Source organism: Ochrobactrum sp. BTU2, from assembly GCF_024539785.1.
Classification (GTDB): domain Bacteria; phylum Pseudomonadota; class Alphaproteobacteria; order Rhizobiales; family Rhizobiaceae; genus Brucella; species Brucella anthropi.
Map to the genome: position 1 here is coordinate 245,093 of NZ_JAHWRG010000003.1, position 19,407 is coordinate 264,499.

Here is a 19,407-nt window from a genome sequence, read left to right on the forward strand (position 1 = left end):
CTCCCTTAACATTTTTCGTTTGTGTTATGCCGGTTCCCCGGCGGTACTCATTTCCATCAGGCCGTTTTCGAGATCTTGTGCCTTTTTGGAAGTCTTTCGATACGCCCGGTTATTTTCGCGGCTCCGTCCGGAACGGTGGACAGAGCCGCTATCGATCATCGCCGGGAGTATTGAATGCTGTTGAGCAGAACCGCGAGCACGATTACCGCGCCGGTAAAGACGGTCTGCCAGTAGGAGGACACGCCGATAATCACGAGGCCGTCGGAAAGGAAACCGATCACGAAAGCGCCGAGAAGTGTGCCCTGGATAGTACCGCGCCCCCCAGTGAGCGCAGCGCCACCGATAACCACGGCAGCGATTGCCGTCAGTTCGTAGGTGGTGCCTGCCGTCGGACCAGCCGACGTCAACTGCGAAGAAAGAACCAGACCTGCAATGGCAGCGCAGATGCCGGAAATGACATAGACCGACACCTTGACGCGCTTGACCGGAACGCCGGACAGTTCAGCCGCACGTTCGTTGCCACCCGACGCATAGAGCCAGCGGCCAAATGCAGTGCGGTTGAGAACGATGGCGCAGATGATGGCGAGAACCGCCAGAACCAGAACGCCGATCGGCACGCCGAACAACTTGTTGAAACCGAGCCAGTCAAAGCCTGTATTGCCAAGCTCCGGACGTCCGCCGAGATTGTTGTAGGTCAGGCCATTGGTCATCAGAAGCGCCACGCCGCGGGCGCAATAAAGAACGCCGAGCGTCGCAACGAACGCCGGAACGCGCAGATAGGCGATGAGCACGCCATTGACCGCACCGACGAACGCACCGAGCGCACAGGTGATGAGAACCACGGCCCAAACCGGGAAATAGAGAATGATGCCGAATTCCTGCAGCGTCACGCCCTGCATGAGGAAACCGGCGACCACACCAGCCAGCCCCAATGTGGAACCGACGGAAAGATCGATACCGCCATTGAGGATGACGAGCAGCATGCCGATGGCAAGCAGGCCGAAAATGGCCACGTGCGACGACATGATGAGGAAGTTATCGACCGAGAAATAATAAGGCGAAAGGAACGAGAAAACTGCAATGATCGCGATCAGTGCAAAAAATGCACGACCTTCGAGCAGCAGATGCACGATGCCGGGTTTCCGCTTCGCGCCGTTCGGAGCCGCTGTTTCTTTGTTGGTGCTCGTGACTGACATTCTATCAGTGCTCCATAACCAGAGCATTTAACAACCCGACTTTGTCGGGTCTTATGCTCTATCCTTTTGTTTTAACGCATAATCTTGTCCGAAAAGTCTGCAACTTTTCGGGATTATGTTCTTGTATGTTCGCATTATCCGACGCAAAACCGCTTCGCACTTTTGCTGGAAATGCTTTAGTGACCAACCATGGCTTCGCCCGAGGCGGCCATGATCTTCTCCTTGGACACGTCCGATCCGAATTCGGCGGAGATGCGTCCACGGTGCATGACGATGATACGATGAGCGATGCTGAGGCATTCGCCGACTTCCGAAGTCGTGTAGACGACAGCCAGACCCTGCTTCGCCTTTTCAGCCAGAAGCTTGAACACTTCCGCCTTCGCCCCGATGTCGATGCCGCGGCTCGGCTCATCGAGCAGAATGACTTCCGGCTCGGTCGCCAGCATCTTGCCGATCACGACCTTCTGCTGGTTACCCCCGGAAAGCGAACCGATTGCCGCTTCGCCGCCGTCCGTCTTGATGTGCACATTCTTGATCGACTGATCGACAATCTGCTTTTCGCGCTTGCGCGATGTGAAAAGGCCCTTGGTCATTTCGGTGATGCTGGCGAGCGACAGATTCTTGCCGACCGTCATCGTCTGGACGAGACCGTCGCGCTGGCGATCTTCCGGCACCAGCACAAGGCCCTTCTCGATACGTTGTGCGATGGTGAGGCCGGAAACGTCCTGCCCTTTGAGGAGAACGCGTCCGCCGCTTGCCTTGAGACGACCGGCAACGGTTTCCAGAAGTTCCGTGCGACCGGCGCCCATAAGACCATAAATGCAGACGATTTCACCTGCGCGCACATTGAGCGACATGCGGTCGACCAGCGAGAAGCCCGCGCCACCCGGGTCGGGAACGGTCAGGTTCTCAACAGAGAGCGCCACATCGCCCCAGTCATATCCGGTTGGAGGCGAGCCGAGATCGAAGTTCTCGCCGACCATGTTGCGCACGATCCATTCCAGATCAATTTCCTCACGCGGCGCATAGGCCGTCATGGTTCCGTCGCGCAGCACCACCGCATGATTGGTGATCTGCAACGCTTCTTCCAGATGATGCGAAATGTAGACGATGGCGACACCGCGCGCCGTCAGGTCGCGAATGACCTTGAACAGGACTTCCACTTCCGAGGCGCTGAGCGCCGAAGTCGGCTCATCCATGATGAGAATGCGCGAATTGACCGAAAGGGCGCGGGCGATTTCAACGACCTGCTGCTGGCCGAGACGAAGTTCCTCGACCGGCGTCAGCGGGTCGATATCTTCTTCCAGTTCCTTCAGAAGCGCGCGCGTCAGGCGTTCTTCCTCGGCAAAATCAACGCCGGTGGCGGTGCGGATTTCGCGCCCCATGAAGATGTTGTCGCGCACGTTCATGTTGGGCGCGAGGCTCAATTCCTGATGGATGATCGAGATGCCGAGGTCGCGCGCTTCGGTGGACGAATTGAACGTCACAGGTTCGCCATCGAGAATGATCGTGCCCGAAGTCGGCTGGATGACGCCCGAAAGCACTTTCATCAACGTCGATTTGCCAGCGCCGTTTTCGCCGAAAAGCGTCGTGACCTGACCACGGCGAATCTCGAAATTCACGCCCTTCAGGGCATGAATGCGACCATAGGATTTGGCAACGTTGTTTGCGGCAAGAACGACATCACCGTTTTTGCCTTCGATTTTCGAAGCGGTGCTCATTTCACTTCGAGCCCCACGGGCGTGACGAGCCAGTTCTTCGGATTGACGACCTTGAACACGCCCACAACCGTCACGGTTTTGCCGACGAGATTCTCGACATCGACGCCGGAAAGCACCTGCTTCTTCATCTCGTTGTTCAGCGCAGAACCGGCATTTTGATATTCGATCTGGTTCTTGAACTGGCCGAACTGGATTTCGCCGGTTGCATCGCGCAGATCGGTGCCGTTGACGGCAGGGCCGGTCTGAACGCGGATGGCAACGCCTTCCGGCAGGCCGTCGACCTTCACGACATTGTAGTTGGACTTGCGCTCCTCAACGGTGCCTGTAAACTTGACCGGGACAACCGGATTGACGTCGCCGACGCCATATTTCTTTCCGGCGGCGGCCTTGTCGGCGGCGAGAGCCGTTCCAACTTCCACTGCATCCACGGCGCGCTGCTCAACGCTCGCCTTCACCTTGGGGAATTCGGAAGCACCGTAGGCATCGGGGGAGAAAGCCTGCTGGCGCACATCGGAATCAGACCCGATCTTCACGACCTTCGTGTCGAAGGCAATCGCACCGACAACCACGATCGCAGCGATCACGCTCCAGACGACGGCGCGGCTCAGCTTGGCGGGTTTTTGTGAAACTTGACTGGTTTGTGCACTCATTATCAAACGCCTTCAGCAATTCTGCCGTATTGTCGTTATGGAAACGGATGATGCGGCTGAATTAGACCGCCCGGAGATTACCCTCGACCATTGTCATCACGCTTACCGGATAGGCAAAAGCCTCCGCCAAAGCGGTGCAGGACGCGACAGACGAGATCATGATAGCCTCCACATGAATTCCAGGGCCCCGCTCCTCCGTGCATCCTGGAAACAGATGCGCCGCAATCAAAACCTATGATAGCGGCGTGTTATTAACTCCAATAATGATGTTATAAAGCTCGAAAGCTGTCAATCGGATGTTTTCGAAACACCGGTGAAATAGCACAATTTCGCGCCGAATCTCGATCACGATCTAGAGAAATCCACTACATAATTCGTTATCAATCGCACTATTCACAGCGCCGTCTTTTCTCGCAAAGTCAGCCATAGAGATACTCGCAAATTTCTATATTTTCTTTTATTTTCAATGAATTAAGTATACTCAAAACCAAAGAAACATTAAGCCATCGATGGAAAACAGTGGGAAAACCGCACTCGAAGGCGCGGAGATTTCCCCTGCATTCACTCTTTGGTGAAAAAAAATGCTCCTTCTAGAAAATTTTACAGACAACGTGATAGCGTTATGTTATCTCCAGCATACGCCATCGCCCGATTTCATTATAAACAGGGCTGCGAGCGACGTATTTTCAGTCGCGGGAGGAATCCAAATGTCAATGAAAGCACATAGCCGCCATGCGTGAGAAAGGTGACATCATCATCGGGATCGACGCAGGCACGTCTGTGCTCAAGGCAGTCGCTTTCGACCTTAGCGGACGCCAGATCGAATCTGCTGCCGTTCGCAACAAATACGATACCGGCGAACATGGCGCTGTCACACAATCGCTTTCCCAGACGTGGCAGGACTGCGCGCGAGCATTGCGCGACCTCGGCGCGAAGATGCCCGGCCTTGCCGAACGCACTGCGGCAATCGCCGTTACCGGTCAGGGTGACGGAACCTGGCTTGTCGGCCGCGACAACCAGCCGGTCGGCGATGCCTGGCTGTGGCTCGATGCCCGCGCGGCAACGACGGTGACGCGCCTCGCCGCTGGCCCCATGAACCGTGCGCGCTTTGAAGCGACCGGCACCGGGCTGAACACCTGCCAGCAAGGCTCGCAGATGGCGCATATGGACAGCATCGCGCCCGAGCTGCTGGACAATGCCGAAGTCGCGCTCCACTGCAAGGACTGGCTCTATCTCAATCTCACCGGCGTTCGCGCCACCGACCCTTCGGAAGCAAGCTTCACCTTCGGCAATTTCCGCAATCGCCAGTATGACGATGTCGTCATCGACGCGCTCGGTCTGACGAAACGGCGTGGATTGCTGCCGGAAATCATCGACGGCACCGAAGTGCAGCATCCGCTATCCCCCGAAGCGGCAGCTGCAACGGGTTTGCGGGCAGGGACGCCGGTGAGTCTCGCCTATGTCGATATGGCCATGACAGCACTTGGTGCGGGGGTGCGCGGCGGCACAGCAGGCGCCGGGTGCTCGACCATTGGTTCGACAGGCGTGCACATGCGCGCCAAGCCGGTTGCCGATATCCACCTGAACAAGGAAGGCACCGGTTACGTCATCGCGCTGCCCATTCCCGGCATCGTCACCCAGGTGCAGACCAATATGGGGGCAACGATCAACATCGACTGGATATTGCAGGTCGCAGCCGATCTCATGTCGACGCCAGACAAGCCTGTTTCGCTTAGTGACCTCATTCCCCGTCTTGATGACTGGTTTAATGCCAGCCGTCCGGGTGCAATCCTCTATCATCCGTATATTTCGGAAGCGGGCGAACGCGGTCCCTTCGTCAATGCCTATGCCCGAGCCGGGTTCGTAGGCCTTTCCAGTCGCGACCGTTTCCCAGAAATGGTGCGCTCGGTTGTCGAGGGCCTCGGAATGGCGACGCGCGATTGCTACACGGCCATGGGTGAAATGCCCGCAGAATTGCGCATCACCGGCGGTGCAGCGCGTTCAAAAGCATTGCGCAGCACCCTTGCCGCAGCGGTGAATGCGCCCGTGCGCGTTTCCTCGCGTGAAGAGGCCGGAGCCGCAGGTGCTGCCATGATGGCTGCGGTAGCCATCGGCGCTTATCCGAGCATGGATGCATGTATTGCGGAATGGGTCGAGCCGCTGCTTGGCCCTTGCGAGGCCCCGGATGGTCCGCGCGCAAAGCACTATGAAGAACTCTTCGTTGCCTATCAGGAAGCCCGGCTGGCACTGACGCCCGTCTGGGACAAGTTGGCTTCCGATAGAGCATTTCCAGCAAAAGCGTGAAGCGGTTTTGCGTTCGGAAATGCGGTGAACAAAACACATAAAGCCGGACCTCTCTTCCGGCACATATAGACTGTGGGATGCGATTGCATCCGAAGGAGCATGAAATGGCTGAACCGGAAACCTGCGATCTGTTTGTAATCGGCGGTGGCATCAACGGCGCGGGCGTGGCCCGTGACGCCGCCGGGCGCGGCCTCAAGGTGGTGCTGGCGGAAAAGGACGATCTCGCGCAGGGAACTTCGTCGCGCTCCGGCAAGCTGGTGCATGGTGGCCTGCGCTATCTCGAATATTATGAGTTCCGCCTTGTGCGCGAAGCGCTGATCGAGCGCGAAGTGCTGTTGAACGCCGCTCCCCATATCATCTGGCCAATGCGTTTCGTTCTGCCGCACAGCCCGCAGGACCGCCCCGCCTGGCTGGTGCGGCTTGGCTTGTTTCTCTATGACCACCTCGGCGGTCGCAAGAAGCTTCCCGGCACACGCACGCTCGACCTGCGGCGCGATCCGGAAGGCACGCCGATCCTCGACCAATATACCAAGGGCTTCGAATACTCCGACTGCTGGGTCGATGATGCCCGTCTCGTTGCATTGAATGCGGTTGGCGCTGCTGAAAAAGGCGCGACCATTCTGACCCGCACGCCTGTCGTCTCCGCACGCCGCGAAAAAGGCGGCTGGATCGTGGAAACGAAGAACCGCGACACGGGCGAAACCCGCACATTCCGCGCGCGCTGCATCATCAACTGCGCCGGACCATGGGTCACGGATGTCATCCACAATGTTGCCGGCTCCAACTCGTCGCGCAATGTGCGTCTCGTCAAGGGCAGCCACATCATCGTTCCGAAATTCTGGTCGGGCGCAAATGCCTATCTCGTCCAGAACCACGACAAGCGTGTTATCTTTATCAATCCTTACGAGGGCGACAAGGCGCTGATCGGCACCACCGACATCGCCTATGAAGGCCGTGCCGAAGATGTTGCAGCAGATGAGAAGGAAATCGAATATCTGCTGACTGCAGTGAACCGCTATTTCAAGGAAAAGCTGAGGCGCGAAGACGTGCTGCATTCCTTCTCCGGTGTGCGTCCGCTGTTCGACGACGGCAAGGGCAACCCTTCCGCCGTCACCCGCGATTACGTCTTCGACCTCGATGAAACCAATGATGCGCCGCTGCTCAACGTCTTTGGCGGCAAGATCACCACCTTCCGCGAGCTGGCGGAGCGCGGCATGCATCGCCTCAAGCACATCTTCCCGAAGATGGGCGGCGACTGGACTCATGGCGCACCGCTTCCGGGCGGCGAAATCGCCAATGCCGATTATGAAACTTTCGCCAATAGCTTGCGCGACACCTATCCGTGGATGCCGCGCACGCTTGTCCAGCACTATGGTCGTCTCTACGGAGCGCGCACGAAAGACGTTGTTGCAGGCGCACAGAACCTCGAAGGGCTTGGCCGTCATTTCGGCGGCAATTTCCATGAGGCGGAAGTGCGCTATCTGGTGGCCAGGGAATGGGCGAAGACGGCGGAAGACATTCTCTATCGCCGCACCAAGCACTATCTGCACCTGACCGAAGCCGAACGTGCCGCTTTCGTGGAATGGTTCGACAACGCTAGAATGGTCTCTTGAGGACACTATGGCCCTTACGCTTTCTCTGAACACCAATCCACTTGTGAACCGCTTTGCCGAGCCGGATGATCTGATCGAAACAGTTGCACGCGATCTGCGCCTGCGTGACCTCCAGCTCACCCACGAATTCATCAATCCAAGCTGGCAGGCTTCAACCATTCGCCGCCTGACGCGCGATATGGACAAGGCCTTGCAGCGCACCGGTGTCCGCGTCACTTCGGGTATGACCGGCCCCTATGGCCGCCTCAACCATTTCGGCCATCCGGATGCAGAAGTACGTCGTTATTATATCGACTGGTTCAAGACCTTTGCCGACATTATCGGCGATCTTGGCGGCAAGTCGGTCGGCACGCAGTTTGCGATCTTCACCTATAAGGATTTCGATGACGCTGCGCGCCGCGAAGACCTGATCAAGATCGCCATCGATTGCTGGGCGGAAGTCGCCGAACATGCGAGCCGTGCCGGTCTCGACTATGTGTTCTGGGAACCGATGAGCATCGGGCGTGAATTTGGCGAGACGATTGCCGAATGCATGAAGCTTCAGGATCGCCTGACCGCCGCCGGCATGGCTATTCCGATGTGGATGATGGCCGATATCGACCACGGCGATGTGACGTCCGCCAATCCGGACGATTTCGATCCCTACGCCTGGGCACGCGCCGTGCCGAAAGTCTCGCCGATCATTCACATCAAGCAGAGCCTGATGGACAAGGGCGGACATCGTCCTTTCACAGCCGCGTTCAATGCCAAAGGACGCATCCAGCCGGAACCGCTTCTGAAAGCCTTTGCCGAAGGCGGCGCTGTGGACAATGAAATCTGCCTCGAACTGTCGTTCAAGGAACGCGAGCCGAATGACCGTGAAGTCATTCCGCAGATTGCGGAAAGTGTGGCTTTCTGGGCTCCGCACATTGACACCGGCGCTAAGGACTTGAAGATATAAACGATTTCAGGAACCGGACCGCTCTCAATGGCAGATGCTGACGATTCACTGGCGCTGCGCGCCGCATGGCTTCACTTCGTGGCGGGCATGACCCAGTCAGCCGTTGCGAAGCGCCTTGGTCTGCCCTCCGTGAAAGCGCATCGCCTTATTGCCAAAGCCGTCGCCGACGGTGCGGTGAAAGTCAGTATCGACGGCGACATTACCGAATGTATCGACCTCGAAAATCGTCTCGCCGATATGTACGGCCTCGACTATTGCGAAGTCGTTCCCGACATCGGTGAGGAAGGTCTGCCGCTCATGGCGCTTGGCCATGCGGGTGCAGATTTTCTGCGCCGCGAGATCGAGCATGGCGACCATGAAGTCATCGGCATCGGTCATGGCCGCACGCTTTCGGCTGCAGTCAACTATATGCCCCGCGTCGTTGCTAATGACCTGCGCTTCGTGTCGCTGCTCGGCGGCCTGACGCGCAATTTCGCCGCCAACCCGCATGATGTGATGCACCGCATCGCCGAAAAGACCGGTATGCCTGCTTATGTGATGCCGGTGCCCTTCTTCGCCAACACGGCGGAAGACCGCGAAGTGCTACTCGCGCAGCGCGGCGTCACCACCGTTTTCGACATGGGTTGCCAGGCCGAACTGAAGATCGTCGGCATCGGCACAGTCGATGCGCAGGCGCAGCTTGTCACATCCGGCATGATAGAACTGGCTGAAGTGGAAGAGATCGCCAGCCTCGGCGGTGTTGGCGAAATGCTCGGTCATTTCTTTGACGCCAATGGCCAGCGCCTCGAAACAGCATTGACCGCCCGCACCATCGCCGCATCGGTCGAAAACGCAGATATGAGCCGAATCGTGGGCCTTGCCGGTGGAATTTCCAAGGCGGAAGCCATCCGCGCCGTGCTGAAAAGCGGTCGTCTTTACGGTCTCATCACCGATGAACGCACGGCAAAGACGCTCGTTGAGCAGCCGAACGGAAAATAACATAATAACATTTTTGCAATGGATTATTTTGTGATTTTGTGATCTAACTTCATGCGATAAATGTTCCGCCAATGAGATCGGACGAGAGCGTGAAGCGCGACGACAGAAGACAGGCAATCATCAACCTTCTGATCGAAAATCAGGCCGTCGATCTCGACGATCTGGCGGATCGGTTTGCTGTTTCCAAAATGACGATCCATCGCGATCTGGATTCGCTGGAACATACCGGCGTGCTGCGCAAGGTACGCGGCGGAGCGACGATCGATACCGGCACACAATTTGAAAGCGATTTCCGCTTCCGCGAACGGCAGGACGGCGAAGCGAAGCAGAAAATGGCCCGCGCCGCGCTTGAGCTTGTTGAACCCGGCATGACGGTGATGATTAATGACGGCTCCATGGCGGCTGTCCTTGGCGGCATGCTTCTGGAAAAGCGCCCGCTGACAGTCATCACCAACAATGCCGTCATCATCGATGAGCTGAAGGGCGAGAACGGGATCAATCTGATTGCGCTCGGCGGAACCTATTCAGCCAAGTTCAATGCGTTTTTCGGTATCCTGACGGAAGGAGCCCTGTCGCATCTGAGCGCCGACATCGCCTTCATTTCCTCGCCTGCAGTCAATGGCAAGCTCGTCTATCACATGGATGAGAATGTTGTTCGCACCAAGCGCGCCATGACGGCATCCGCCGCCCGCACCTGCCTTCTGGTCAATCACCAGCGGTTCGGACGCCCTGCCCTGCATGTGATGGCTGATCTTTCCGATTTCGACGCGATCATCACCGATGCCTCCCCCGACGCGACTGTACTGGCCGATCTTGAACAGGCTGGCATTGCACTGACCATCGCTGACGACTGCGCATAAACCTAGAGGACGAAAATTGAGCATGACAAAATTCTGGATTGGCACCAGCTGGAAGATGAACAAGACGCTGGCCGAGGCCCGCATTTTCGCCGAAGCCTTGAAAGCTGCCGATGCAAGCCGCTCGACCGACATTCAGCGTTTCGTCATCCCGCCCTTTACCGCCGTGCGCGAAGTGAAGGAAATCCTGTCCGGCACTTCCGTCAAGGTCGGCGCGCAGAACATGCATTGGGCCGATCAGGGTGCATGGACCGGCGAGATTTCGCCGCTGATGCTCAAGGACTGCAATCTCGATATCGTCGAGCTTGGCCATTCCGAGCGCCGTGAACATTTCGGTGAAACCAACGAAACGGTCGGCCTCAAGGTCGAAGCTGCGGTGCGCCACGGCCTGATCCCGCTCATCTGCATCGGTGAGACGCTGGAAGACCGCGAAAGCGGACGCGCCGCGGAAGTGCTTGAGGAAGAAGTGCGCGGAGCACTTTCCAAGCTTTCCGACGATCAGAAGCAGGCGGAAATCCTGTTTGCCTATGAGCCGGTCTGGGCCATCGGCGAAAATGGTATCCCGGCATCAGCAGATTATGCCGATGCGCGCCAGGCGGAAATCATTGCGGTTGCAGAAAGCATGCTCGGTCGTCGCGTGCCTTGCCTCTATGGCGGCTCGGTCAATCCGGGCAATTGCGAAGAGCTGATTGCCTGCCCGCACATTGACGGGCTTTTCATCGGTCGCTCGGCATGGAACGTCGAAGGTTATTTCGACATTCTGGCCAAGTGCGCCGCCAAGATTCGAGCTAATTAAGGAGCAATATGATGAAAGTAGCAGTAGCAGGCGACAGCGCCGGTGAAGGTCTGGCCAAGGTTCTCGCCGATCACCTCAAGGATCGCTTCGAGGTTTCGGAAATCTCGCGTACAGACGCTGGCGCAGATACATTCTACGCCAACCTCTCCGACCGCGTGGCTTCCGCCGTTCTCGACGGCACCTATGACCGCGCCATCCTCGTTTGCGGCACCGGCATCGGCGTATGCATTGCAGCCAATAAGGTTCCGGGCATCCGCGCCGCGCTGACGCATGACACCTATTCGGCAGAGCGCGCAGCGCTTTCCAACAATGCCCAGATCATCACCATGGGCGCCCGCGTCATCGGCTCGGAAGTGGCCAAGACCATTGCCGACGCCTTCCTCGCTGAGACCTTTGACGAAAATGGCCGTTCGGCTGGCAATGTCAACGCGATCAACGAAGTTGACGCGAAGTACAACAAGGGCTGATTATTCAGTTTCTTGAAAACAAAAAAAGCGGCCATCAGGCCGCTTTTCTTTTGGCTTATAGCAGGGCGCTAAGATGCTAACGCATCACGCCCTGAAGATGCTCAATCGCCGCACGGGCTTAACCAAGTCTCAGCGAGACTTGGTTTAACAGCAGAATTTAGCTGAACTTCGGGTCCAGCGAACCATCGCGATAGCGCTTTGCCATTTCGGAAAGCGGGATCGGACGGATCGAGGCAGCATGACCGGCAGTGCCGAACTGCTCAAAACGCTCCTTGCAGAGCTTGGTCATGGCAGCCATTGCAGGCTTCAGGTATTTGCGCGGATCGAATTCGCTTGGATCTTCCTGCAGGACGCGGCGGATCTGGCCGGTCAGCGCCATGCGGTTGTCCGTGTCGATGTTGATCTTGCGCACGCCATGCTTGATGCCGCGCTGGATTTCCTCAACCGGAACGCCCCAGGTTGGCTTCATCTTGCCGCCATACTTGTTGATGATTTCCTGCAGCTCTTCCGGCACCGAAGACGAACCGTGCATGACAAGATGCGTGTTCGGCAGCTTGCGATGGATTTCCTCGATCACGTTCATGGCGAGGACGGAACCGTCAGGCTTGCGGCTGAACTTGTAAGCACCATGCGACGTGCCCATGGCGATTGCCAGTGCATCGACCTTGGTTTCGCGCACGAACTTCACGGCTTCGTCCGGATCGGTCAGAAGCTGGTCGTGCGACAGCACGCCTTCCGCGCCGTGGCCGTCTTCTGCATCGCCCATGCCGGTCTCGAGCGAACCCAGAACCCCGAGTTCCCCTTCCACCGAAATACCGCCGAGATGCGACATCTCGCTGACCTGACGGGTGACTGAAACATTGTAGTCCCAGTCGGCAGGCGTCTTGCCGTCAGCCTTGAGCGAACCGTCCATCATGACGGAGGTAAAGCCTGCCTGGATGGCGGTCATGCAGGTGGCGGCTTCGTTGCCGTGGTCCAGATGCACGCAAACCGGGATATGCGGATAGATTTCCGTCACCGCATCCATCATATGACGGAGCATGATGTCGTTTGCATAGGAACGCGCGCCGCGCGAAGCCTGCAGGATCACCGGCGCATCGGCGGCGTCCGCCGCTTCCATGATGGCAAGCGCCTGTTCCATGTTGTTGATGTTGAATGCCGGGACGCCGTAACCCTGTTCAGCGGCGTGATCGAGCAATTGCCGCAGCGTAATGCGCGCCATTTCTAGCCTCCTAGAGCGCATCCCGAAAAGTGTGAAACAGTGTTCGGAACAAGATGCGCGTAAAACAAATGGATGGAGCATTTCCAATGCTCCAGACGATGTCAGATCAGGTTATTTCGCGAAGTATTCGCCGAGGATATCCACCTCTTCGGCCACGCCGAACACCAGCGCACTGCGCTCGTGATAGGTTTGCGGGACGATATCGAGAATGGATCTCGAACCGTCGGTCGCCTTGCCACCCGCCTCACGGGCGAGGAAAGCAATTGGATTGGCTTCGTAGACGAGCCGCAAGCGACCCTTTTCGTAGCCGGGGCGGCTGTCATTCACATAGAAGAACAAACCGCCACGCTGCATGATGCGGTGCATGTCGCCCACCGCAGCACCGAGCCAGCGCATGTTGAAGTTACGCCCGCGCGGACCATCCTTTCCAAGGAATGCGTCGTTGACATAGGCCTGCATACCAGCGGACAAATGCCGCTGGACGGATGCGTTGAACGCCAGATCGGACGTGCGTTCCGGCAGCGTCACATTGCGGCGCGTGATATGGAAAACCCCGCTTGCCGGATCGAAGGTCGCGAAGATCACACCCTCGCCGACCGAAAAGCCGAGATCGACCGAATTGCCGTAGGAAACATAACCGGCAGCAATCTGGCGGTTGCCGGGCTGCAAAAACGGCTCCGCCGTATCTGCCGGGAAAATCGAGAAAATCGTGCCAAGCGGGGCGCCGAGACCCACATTGCCCGAACCGTCGAGCGGATCGATGGCAACGGCAATCAGCCCATCCGCCTTGCCTGCTACGGGGAGGTCTGCTTCTTCCGAAAGAATGGAGGCTGCACCCGCCGCAATCAGCAGTTCGACGAACAGATTGTGTGAACCGACATCGATGCACTTCTGCTGGTCCTGATCGCTGTTGACGCCGACAAGCTTGCCCGGATCGCCGGGAAGCGAACCGCGTGCAATGCGTCCGGCGAGCCGCGTTGCGCCAGCAAGAATAGCCTTGATGGCGTCGGCGGTCGCAAGACGCAAGCCGTCCTTGCCAGCCCAGTTGTCGAGATAGGCGCCGACCGCTTCGGCTTCCACGCGATCGCTATCGCCCACCAGAACCAGTGGAGAAAAATTGCCAGCCATCGTCATTTGCCCTGCTCCAGCAAGAATTTGGCGCGGGCGATAATCGCCTCGGCCGTAATGCCGAATTTTTCATAGAGCACTTCAGCAGGTGCCGAAGCGCCGAAGCCATCCATGCCAATCACGTCGTCTTCGCTGTCGACATACCGTGTCCAGCCGAACTTGCCTGCGGCCTCGACGGCGATGCGCGGCGCATCGCCCAGAACACCGTTGCGGTAATCCTTGCCCTGCTTTTCAAACAGATCCCAGCTCGGCATGGAGACAACCGCCGTTGCGATGCCTTCTTCTGCAAGCTTTTCGGCGGCCTTCACTGCGAGCGAAACTTCCGTGCCCGTGGCAAGCAGCGTGATCTGGCGTTCGCCCTTCGCCTCACGCAGCACATAGGCGCCGCGTGCGGAAAGGTTCTCGCCATTATCGGTACGAAGCTGCGGCACGTTCTGGCGCGACAGGGCCAGAACCGAAGGCGTATGCGGATCAGAAACCGCCACAGCCCAGCATTCCAGCGTTTCAATCGTGTCTGCCGGACGGAAGACATGAAGGTTCGGCATGGCGCGCAGGCTGGCCAGATGTTCGACCGGCTGGTGGGTCGGGCCGTCTTCGCCGAGGCCGATGGAGTCGTGTGTCAACACGTGGATGACACGCACGCCCATGAGCGCCGAAAGGCGAATGGCGTTGCGGGCGTAATCAGAGAACACCATGAAGGTGCCGCCGTAAGGGATGAAACCGCCATGGACCGCGATACCGTTCATAGCCGCGCCCATCGCAAATTCACGCACACCGTAGCTGACATAGCGACCGCTCTTTTCCGGCGTGAAATCGCTGTCGACGGCAGGAACGCGGGTGAGGTTCGAATGGGTAAGGTCAGCCGAACCGCCGATCATTTCCGGCAGCGCCGCCGTCAGGCTTTCAAGCGCGATCTGGCTTGCCTTGCGGGTCGCAACATTCAGCGGCTTGTCGAGGAGGCGCTGCTTGGCATCGTTCACCACTGCTGCAAAGCCTTCCGGCAGAACGCCAGCAATACGACGGTCGAATTCGGCGCGTTCGGTTGCAGGCAGCGCATCGACGCGCTTCTGCCATGCTTCACGCTCCGAAACGCCACGCGCACCGGCTTCACGCCAGACATTGAGCAACGGGGCCGGAATCTCAAAAGCTTCCGCTGTCCAGCCGAGTGCTGCCTTGGTGGCGGCATTTTCAGCCGCACCCAGTGGCGCGCCGTGCACGCCGCTCGTACCGGCGCGATTTGGCGAACCGTAGCCAATGACGGTCTTGAGCGCGATCAGCGTCGGGCGGTCGGCTTGAGCCTTGGCGCGCGTCAGCGCCGCATCGATGGCGTCGTGATCGTGACCGTCGACCTTTTCGACATTCCAGCCGCAAGCCTTGAACTTGGCGGGAATATCGTCCGTGAAGGCGATTTCCGTGCTGCCGTCGATGGTGATGCCGTTATCATCATAAAGCAGGATCAGCTTGCCGAGGCGAAGGTGACCGGCAAGCGAGATCGCTTCCTGTCCCACGCCTTCCATGAGGCAGCCGTCGCCGCAGAACACATAAGTGCGGTGATCGACAATATCCTTGCCGAACTGGTCGGCGAGCGCGCGTTCGGCGATTGCCATGCCGACAGAGCTGGCGAGACCCTGACCGAGCGGGCCGGTGGTCAGCTCAACGCCTTCTGTATGACCATATTCCGGATGACCGGCGGTCTTCGAACCCCACTGGCGGAAGTTCTTCAGCTCATCGATGGACACATCCTTGTAGCCCGCCAGATAGAGCGCGCTGTAAAGCAGCATCGAACCGTGACCGTTGGAGAGCACGAAACGGTCGCGGTCCGCCCAGTTGGGAGCCGATGCGTCGAATTTCAGATGCTTCGAGAACAGAACGGCTGCGGCGTCAGCCATGCCGAGCGGCATTCCCGGATGGCCGGAATTGGCGGCATCGACGGCATCGATCGAGAGGGCGCGAATGCAGTTGGCGAGTTGCAGCATATCTGATACGGGCGGGGCGAAATTCATCGGCGGCAACCTCCTTGCCAAAAGCAAAGCCTTGAGCATGTCCGGCAAACGAAACCCGGTTCGGTGCCGATATGCGTAAAACAACTAAGCCAGAGCGCATTGCGCTCGTGCTGCCTGAGATTTCGCAGTCCTTTTAAGGCCAGCCTCTCAGGCACCAATTCCGGTAACACCGTTTCAAAAGCATAACAATACGGCCATAACATTATAACGATTTAAATGTGATCTTGAGTGTGATTTTTCTTTCCACACCCCTGTTTCAGGCCCTTCGGACGGGCCGAATCGCAGCTCTGGCGTCGCGACTCACCTCTCGAAACACAAAAAAGCAGCCCGTAGATCACCACGGACTGCGCTTTATAATGGTATCGAGATGAGGCGGATTACGCCCCGGCCATGCGTTGGCGTCTCTCACGCAACAGCATCGGACCGTATTCCAGAACATAAAGCCCGAAAGCGCCCATCCAAAGCAAAGCCGATGCTGCGAGGATGGTGTGGAAGAAATTCGGCATGACTTCCGCCAGCGGACGGATCAGCGCTGCCGCGACAAGGCAAAGATAAGCGACCTGTGTGACGGGCGAGGCAGTCAGTTCGCGCCCGGTATGGCCGCGGGTGGCCCGCGTCATGACCGCCAGCATCATGCAGCCGATTGCGCCGACAGTCACGACATGCAAGGCAGAATAGGGGTTGAGGCGATCAATGGCGGAAAGGCCGATGGCGATGAAACCGAGCGGGATGAACGCATAGGCGACATGAAGAACCAGCAGCAGCTTTTCCCGCGCCACAGACCATCCCCGCCAGCGGTAAAGCCGCACGATGTGAAACAGGGCTGCGATCCACGCCAGCACCGCCGTTATCGTCTGATCGGGAGCGGCGATCCAGCCGATGCAGGCAGCCACCCCGACAAGAATGCTGAAACCGTCATAGCGATTGAACGGCACCGGAAAGCGTGTCCGTCCCATCTTGTTGAGCCAGTTGCGGGTGAAGCTTGGCACAATGCGCCCACCGATCACCATGACCAGCAGGACATAGGCGCTGACCCCGATGCGGTTGGCCAATGCCACGTCGCCGTCAGTCAGGATCAGATAATGGAAGACAAGATTGGCAACCATCACCGTCGTCACGCCAACCAGTACCTTCAGGTTTTTCCATTGGCGCCCGGCAATGATTTCCCGCGCACAAATGAAAAGCAGCAAGGGCAGAAACAGGCTTTCGACAACGACTGCAAAGCGCACATCGATCAGGTCAGGCTCCAGAAAGACCAGCCGTCCGGCAAGCCATACCCCGCAGAGAATGGCGAGTGGTGTGCCAGATACCGGCAAGCCTCCCGTCCAGTTCGGAATGGCTGTCAGCAGAAAGCCTGCCAGAACGGCAGAGGAGAAACCGAACACCATTTCATGGGCGTGCCAGTTCAACCCGCCATAGGAGCCGCCGAGCGGCATTCCGAGTGTCAGTGACAATATCCAGAAGAGCATGGCCAGAACGGCCCATATGGCTCCGCCCAGAAAAAATGGGCGGAAGCCATAGCTGAGGAGGACGGGACCGGTCATTTTCAGTCCGCGCGGCATACCTTTTTGATCGGATGGCATCGCAGCAGGTACTGCCTGCAGGCTTGGCTGTCTGGTCATGATGTCCTCGTCATGAAGCCGGTTCAAGTTCGGCTCATCGAGAGTTTTCGGTCAATCTTATTTGGCGCTGGCGATGACCTTCTCCAGCCGCTCCTGAACAATCTTCGGCTTCTTGGCCGAAACGATCTGGTCGAGATTGGCCGGGCTGTCACCGACAGCGATGAGTGCGATCATACCCATGGCATAATGCGGTGTGCACTTTACCAGATATGCGCCGGGCTGGGTAACCGTCAGCACATAGTTCTCGTTGATCTTGCTTTTGAACTTTTCGGCGCCTTCAGGGATCATATCCTTGATGGATTCGACATTATGTCCTTTGTCCACTGGAATAAAGGTGACCGTGTCGCCGGGATTGGCCTTGATATAGGCAGGCTCGAAAACCATGGCGCCCTCGGCGCCCTTGTTGAGCATATGAACTTCGATATTTTCGGCAAGAGCGGGGGCAGCCAGCATGGCGAGGATGCCTGCGGCAGCAAATTTGATCGCGATGTTACGCATTTTGTCCTGATCTCCAACGATTGGCGCACCTGCCGTCTCGGCCTCAACACGCCACGTAACGGGGTTTAGACCTGTCGCCTGCCAACCTCTTTGATCTGGATCAAACAGGTGAAGTTATTCATGATAATGACGCTCAGAATAAAACTGATTGATTTTCTGCATCGCACCATCGCACCATTTGATGTGCCCGCCAGCCCTTTTGCCGCAGCCTCCGGCCAGCCTGCGCGACATGACAAGCCTGCATGCATCTTGTATGCATTCAACGAACGATACTCGCCTTCACGCCTATTACAGCCCAGCACTGCCCCCTTAAGAACGGCCCCCGAGAATTGGCAAGGAATGACAGAATGAGCGACACCATTTCGATTTCGACAGAAGAACTCGCCAGGCTTGTGCGAGAAATCCTGCACAAGGCAGGTTTCAGCGCCGATCATGCCACAGCCATTGCCAAGACGATTGTGGCGGGTGAGCGCGACGGCTGCAAATCGCATGGTGTCTACCGTATCGAAGGCTGCCTTCGCACGCTGAAGAGCGGCAAGGTCGTCGCCGATGCCGATCCGGTCGTCACGACCGATGACAGCGCCGTCGTTCGCGTCGATGCCAAGGGCGGCTTTGCCAATCTGGCGTTCGAGCGCGGTACGCCTGCCCTCGTCGAGAAGGCGCGCAAGCTCGGCGTCGCGGCGCTGGCGATCAACGACTGCACCCATTTCGCGGCCTTGTGGCCAGAAGTCGAAGCACTCGCCGAACGAGGTCTTGCGGCAATGGCCATGTGCCCGAGCTATGCCACCGTGGCGCCCGCTGGCGGAACGAAGCCGCTTCTCGGCACCAACCCCTTCGCCTTCGGCTGGCCTCGCTCCGGCGATTATCCTTATGTGTTCGACTTTGCGACCAGCGTTGCCGCGCGTGGCGAGCTGGAACTCTACCGTCGCGCCGGGAAACAGCTGCCGGAAGGCTGGGCCGTCGATGCGGATGGCAATCCGACGACCGATCCTGAAGCCGCCCTTGCAGGCGCGATGCTGCCATTTGGCGGGCACAAGGGATCGGCCATTTCCACGATGATCGAACTTTTGGCCGGTGTGATGATCGGTGATTTCACCAGCCCCGAAGCGCTCGATTTCCTTGGCACGACGACGCTGGCGCCGCGCCATGGCGAACTCATCATTGCCTTCGACCCTGCTCGCATGGCAGGTGGTCGCGGCAACCCGCAGGAGCGCGGCGAAATCCTGATCGAAGCGATAGCCGGACAGGGCGCGCGCCTGCCGTCGCAGCGCCGCTTTGCCGCCCGCCGCGATTCATTGGCCAAAGGCATCACGCTTACGGCTGCCGAAATGGCGCTTCTGGAAAAATTGAAAGATAAAGGTCTGGACGCCATATCCTGACCAGACACAAAAAAGGCGCCGGAATTCGGCGCC

Annotated in this window: 16 protein-coding genes; 8 read left to right on the forward strand and 8 right to left on the reverse strand. The window is 58.1% G+C overall.

The features are described 5' to 3' along the window. Positions 1 to 155: 155 nt before the first annotated feature. From KWJ32_RS10195 to KWJ32_RS10205, 3 genes are all read right to left on the reverse strand, one after another. Complete coding sequence (locus KWJ32_RS10195) at positions 156 to 1,196, reverse strand: ABC transporter permease (protein ID WP_010660874.1); 1,041 nt, start codon at positions 1,194 to 1,196, stop codon at positions 156 to 158. A gap of 176 nt (positions 1,197 to 1,372) precedes the next feature. After that, positions 1,373 to 2,917, reverse strand: a complete 1,545-nt coding sequence (locus KWJ32_RS10200; RefSeq protein WP_011982656.1) for a sugar ABC transporter ATP-binding protein — start codon at positions 2,915 to 2,917, stop codon at positions 1,373 to 1,375. After that, positions 2,914 to 3,567 (reverse strand): DUF2291 domain-containing protein, encoded by a 654-nt coding sequence (locus KWJ32_RS10205; protein ID WP_011982655.1) that lies wholly within the window; start codon positions 3,565 to 3,567, stop codon positions 2,914 to 2,916. The genes KWJ32_RS10200 and KWJ32_RS10205 overlap by 4 nt, the downstream gene beginning before the upstream one ends. 732 nt (positions 3,568 to 4,299) lie before the next feature. On the opposite strand from KWJ32_RS10205, the gene KWJ32_RS10210 reads away from it, so the two are divergent. The 7 genes from KWJ32_RS10210 (at position 4,300) to KWJ32_RS10240 (ending at position 11,522) form a co-directional block, all read left to right on the forward strand. Next, positions 4,300 to 5,871, forward strand: coding sequence for an FGGY-family carbohydrate kinase (locus KWJ32_RS10210; protein ID WP_011982654.1), 1,572 nt, complete (start codon positions 4,300 to 4,302; stop codon positions 5,869 to 5,871). Between the two features lie 104 nt (positions 5,872 to 5,975). Next, a complete protein-coding gene (locus KWJ32_RS10215) occupies positions 5,976 to 7,484 on the forward strand; it encodes a glycerol-3-phosphate dehydrogenase (protein WP_011982653.1) in 1,509 nt (502 codons plus the stop codon). A gap of 7 nt (positions 7,485 to 7,491) precedes the next feature. Further along, positions 7,492 to 8,424, forward strand: a complete 933-nt coding sequence (locus KWJ32_RS10220) for a TIM barrel protein (RefSeq protein ID WP_011982652.1) — start codon at positions 7,492 to 7,494, stop codon at positions 8,422 to 8,424. Between the two features lie 27 nt (positions 8,425 to 8,451). Beyond that, positions 8,452 to 9,402, forward strand: a complete 951-nt coding sequence (locus tag KWJ32_RS10225) for a sugar-binding transcriptional regulator (protein ID WP_011982651.1) — start codon at positions 8,452 to 8,454, stop codon at positions 9,400 to 9,402. Positions 9,403 to 9,491: 89 nt separating this feature from the next. Next, the gene (locus tag KWJ32_RS10230; RefSeq protein ID WP_029928117.1) at positions 9,492 to 10,262 is read left to right on the forward strand and encodes a DeoR/GlpR family DNA-binding transcription regulator; all 771 of its coding nucleotides are present in this window, start codon (positions 9,492 to 9,494) and stop codon (positions 10,260 to 10,262) included. 22 nt (positions 10,263 to 10,284) lie between these two features. Beyond that, entirely contained in the window at positions 10,285 to 11,055 is a 771-nt protein-coding gene (locus tag KWJ32_RS10235; RefSeq protein ID WP_011982649.1) for a triose-phosphate isomerase, read from the forward strand. Between the two features lie 11 nt (positions 11,056 to 11,066). Then, on the forward strand, positions 11,067 to 11,522 hold the full coding sequence (locus KWJ32_RS10240) for an RpiB/LacA/LacB family sugar-phosphate isomerase (protein WP_029928121.1): 456 nt from the start codon (positions 11,067 to 11,069) through the stop codon (positions 11,520 to 11,522). A 157-nt stretch (positions 11,523 to 11,679) separates the two neighbouring features. Here KWJ32_RS10240 and fba read toward each other — a convergent pair whose 3' ends face one another. From fba to KWJ32_RS10265, 5 genes are all read right to left on the reverse strand, one after another. After that, positions 11,680 to 12,744, reverse strand: coding sequence for a class II fructose-bisphosphate aldolase (gene fba, locus KWJ32_RS10245; protein ID WP_109986723.1), 1,065 nt, complete (start codon positions 12,742 to 12,744; stop codon positions 11,680 to 11,682). Positions 12,745 to 12,855: 111 nt separating this feature from the next. Next, complete coding sequence (locus KWJ32_RS10250) at positions 12,856 to 13,878, reverse strand: class 1 fructose-bisphosphatase (RefSeq protein ID WP_125334786.1); 1,023 nt, start codon at positions 13,876 to 13,878, stop codon at positions 12,856 to 12,858. After that, positions 13,875 to 15,875: a transketolase gene (gene tkt / locus KWJ32_RS10255; RefSeq protein ID WP_151610197.1), complete on the reverse strand. Its 2,001-nt coding sequence runs from the start codon at positions 15,873 to 15,875 to the stop codon at positions 13,875 to 13,877. Before tkt ends, KWJ32_RS10250 begins: the two co-directional genes overlap by 4 nt. Positions 15,876 to 16,252: 377 nt before the next feature. Next, a complete protein-coding gene (locus KWJ32_RS10260) occupies positions 16,253 to 17,497 on the reverse strand; it encodes an NnrS family protein (protein WP_011982645.1) in 1,245 nt (414 codons plus the stop codon). Positions 17,498 to 17,554: 57 nt separating this feature from the next. Next, on the reverse strand, positions 17,555 to 17,995 hold the full coding sequence (locus KWJ32_RS10265; protein ID WP_010660860.1) for a pseudoazurin: 441 nt from the start codon (positions 17,993 to 17,995) through the stop codon (positions 17,555 to 17,557). Positions 17,996 to 18,342: 347 nt separating this feature from the next. Here KWJ32_RS10265 and KWJ32_RS10270 point away from each other — a divergent pair, with 347 nt between their 5' ends. Beyond that, the gene (locus KWJ32_RS10270; RefSeq protein ID WP_011982644.1) at positions 18,343 to 19,374 is read left to right on the forward strand and encodes an Ldh family oxidoreductase; all 1,032 of its coding nucleotides are present in this window, start codon (positions 18,343 to 18,345) and stop codon (positions 19,372 to 19,374) included. Positions 19,375 to 19,407: the final 33 nt, after the last annotated feature.

Excerpts from the sequence above, each read along its gene's own strand:
- KWJ32_RS10195 (WP_010660874.1), bottom strand. The coding sequence starts at position 1,196 with ATGTCAGTCACGAGCACCAACAAAGAAACAGCGGCTCCGAACGGCGCG.
- KWJ32_RS10200 (WP_011982656.1), bottom strand. The coding sequence starts at position 2,917 with ATGAGCACCGCTTCGAAAATCGAAGGCAAAAACGGTGATGTCGTTCTT.
- KWJ32_RS10205 (WP_011982655.1), bottom strand. The coding sequence starts at position 3,567 with ATGAGTGCACAAACCAGTCAAGTTTCACAAAAACCCGCCAAGCTGAGC.
- KWJ32_RS10210 (WP_011982654.1), top strand. The coding sequence starts at position 4,300 with ATGCGTGAGAAAGGTGACATCATCATCGGGATCGACGCAGGCACGTCT.
- KWJ32_RS10215 (WP_011982653.1), top strand. The coding sequence starts at position 5,976 with ATGGCTGAACCGGAAACCTGCGATCTGTTTGTAATCGGCGGTGGCATC.
- KWJ32_RS10220 (WP_011982652.1), top strand. The coding sequence starts at position 7,492 with ATGGCCCTTACGCTTTCTCTGAACACCAATCCACTTGTGAACCGCTTT.
- KWJ32_RS10225 (WP_011982651.1), top strand. The coding sequence starts at position 8,452 with ATGGCAGATGCTGACGATTCACTGGCGCTGCGCGCCGCATGGCTTCAC.
- KWJ32_RS10235 (WP_011982649.1), top strand. The coding sequence starts at position 10,285 with ATGACAAAATTCTGGATTGGCACCAGCTGGAAGATGAACAAGACGCTG.
- KWJ32_RS10240 (WP_029928121.1), top strand. The coding sequence starts at position 11,067 with ATGAAAGTAGCAGTAGCAGGCGACAGCGCCGGTGAAGGTCTGGCCAAG.
- fba (WP_109986723.1), bottom strand. The coding sequence starts at position 12,744 with ATGGCGCGCATTACGCTGCGGCAATTGCTCGATCACGCCGCTGAACAG.
- KWJ32_RS10250 (WP_125334786.1), bottom strand. The coding sequence starts at position 13,878 with ATGACGATGGCTGGCAATTTTTCTCCACTGGTTCTGGTGGGCGATAGC.
- tkt (WP_151610197.1), bottom strand. The coding sequence starts at position 15,875 with ATGAATTTCGCCCCGCCCGTATCAGATATGCTGCAACTCGCCAACTGC.
- KWJ32_RS10260 (WP_011982645.1), bottom strand. The coding sequence starts at position 17,497 with ATGACCAGACAGCCAAGCCTGCAGGCAGTACCTGCTGCGATGCCATCC.
- KWJ32_RS10265 (WP_010660860.1), bottom strand. The coding sequence starts at position 17,995 with ATGCGTAACATCGCGATCAAATTTGCTGCCGCAGGCATCCTCGCCATG.
- KWJ32_RS10270 (WP_011982644.1), top strand. The coding sequence starts at position 18,343 with ATGAGCGACACCATTTCGATTTCGACAGAAGAACTCGCCAGGCTTGTG.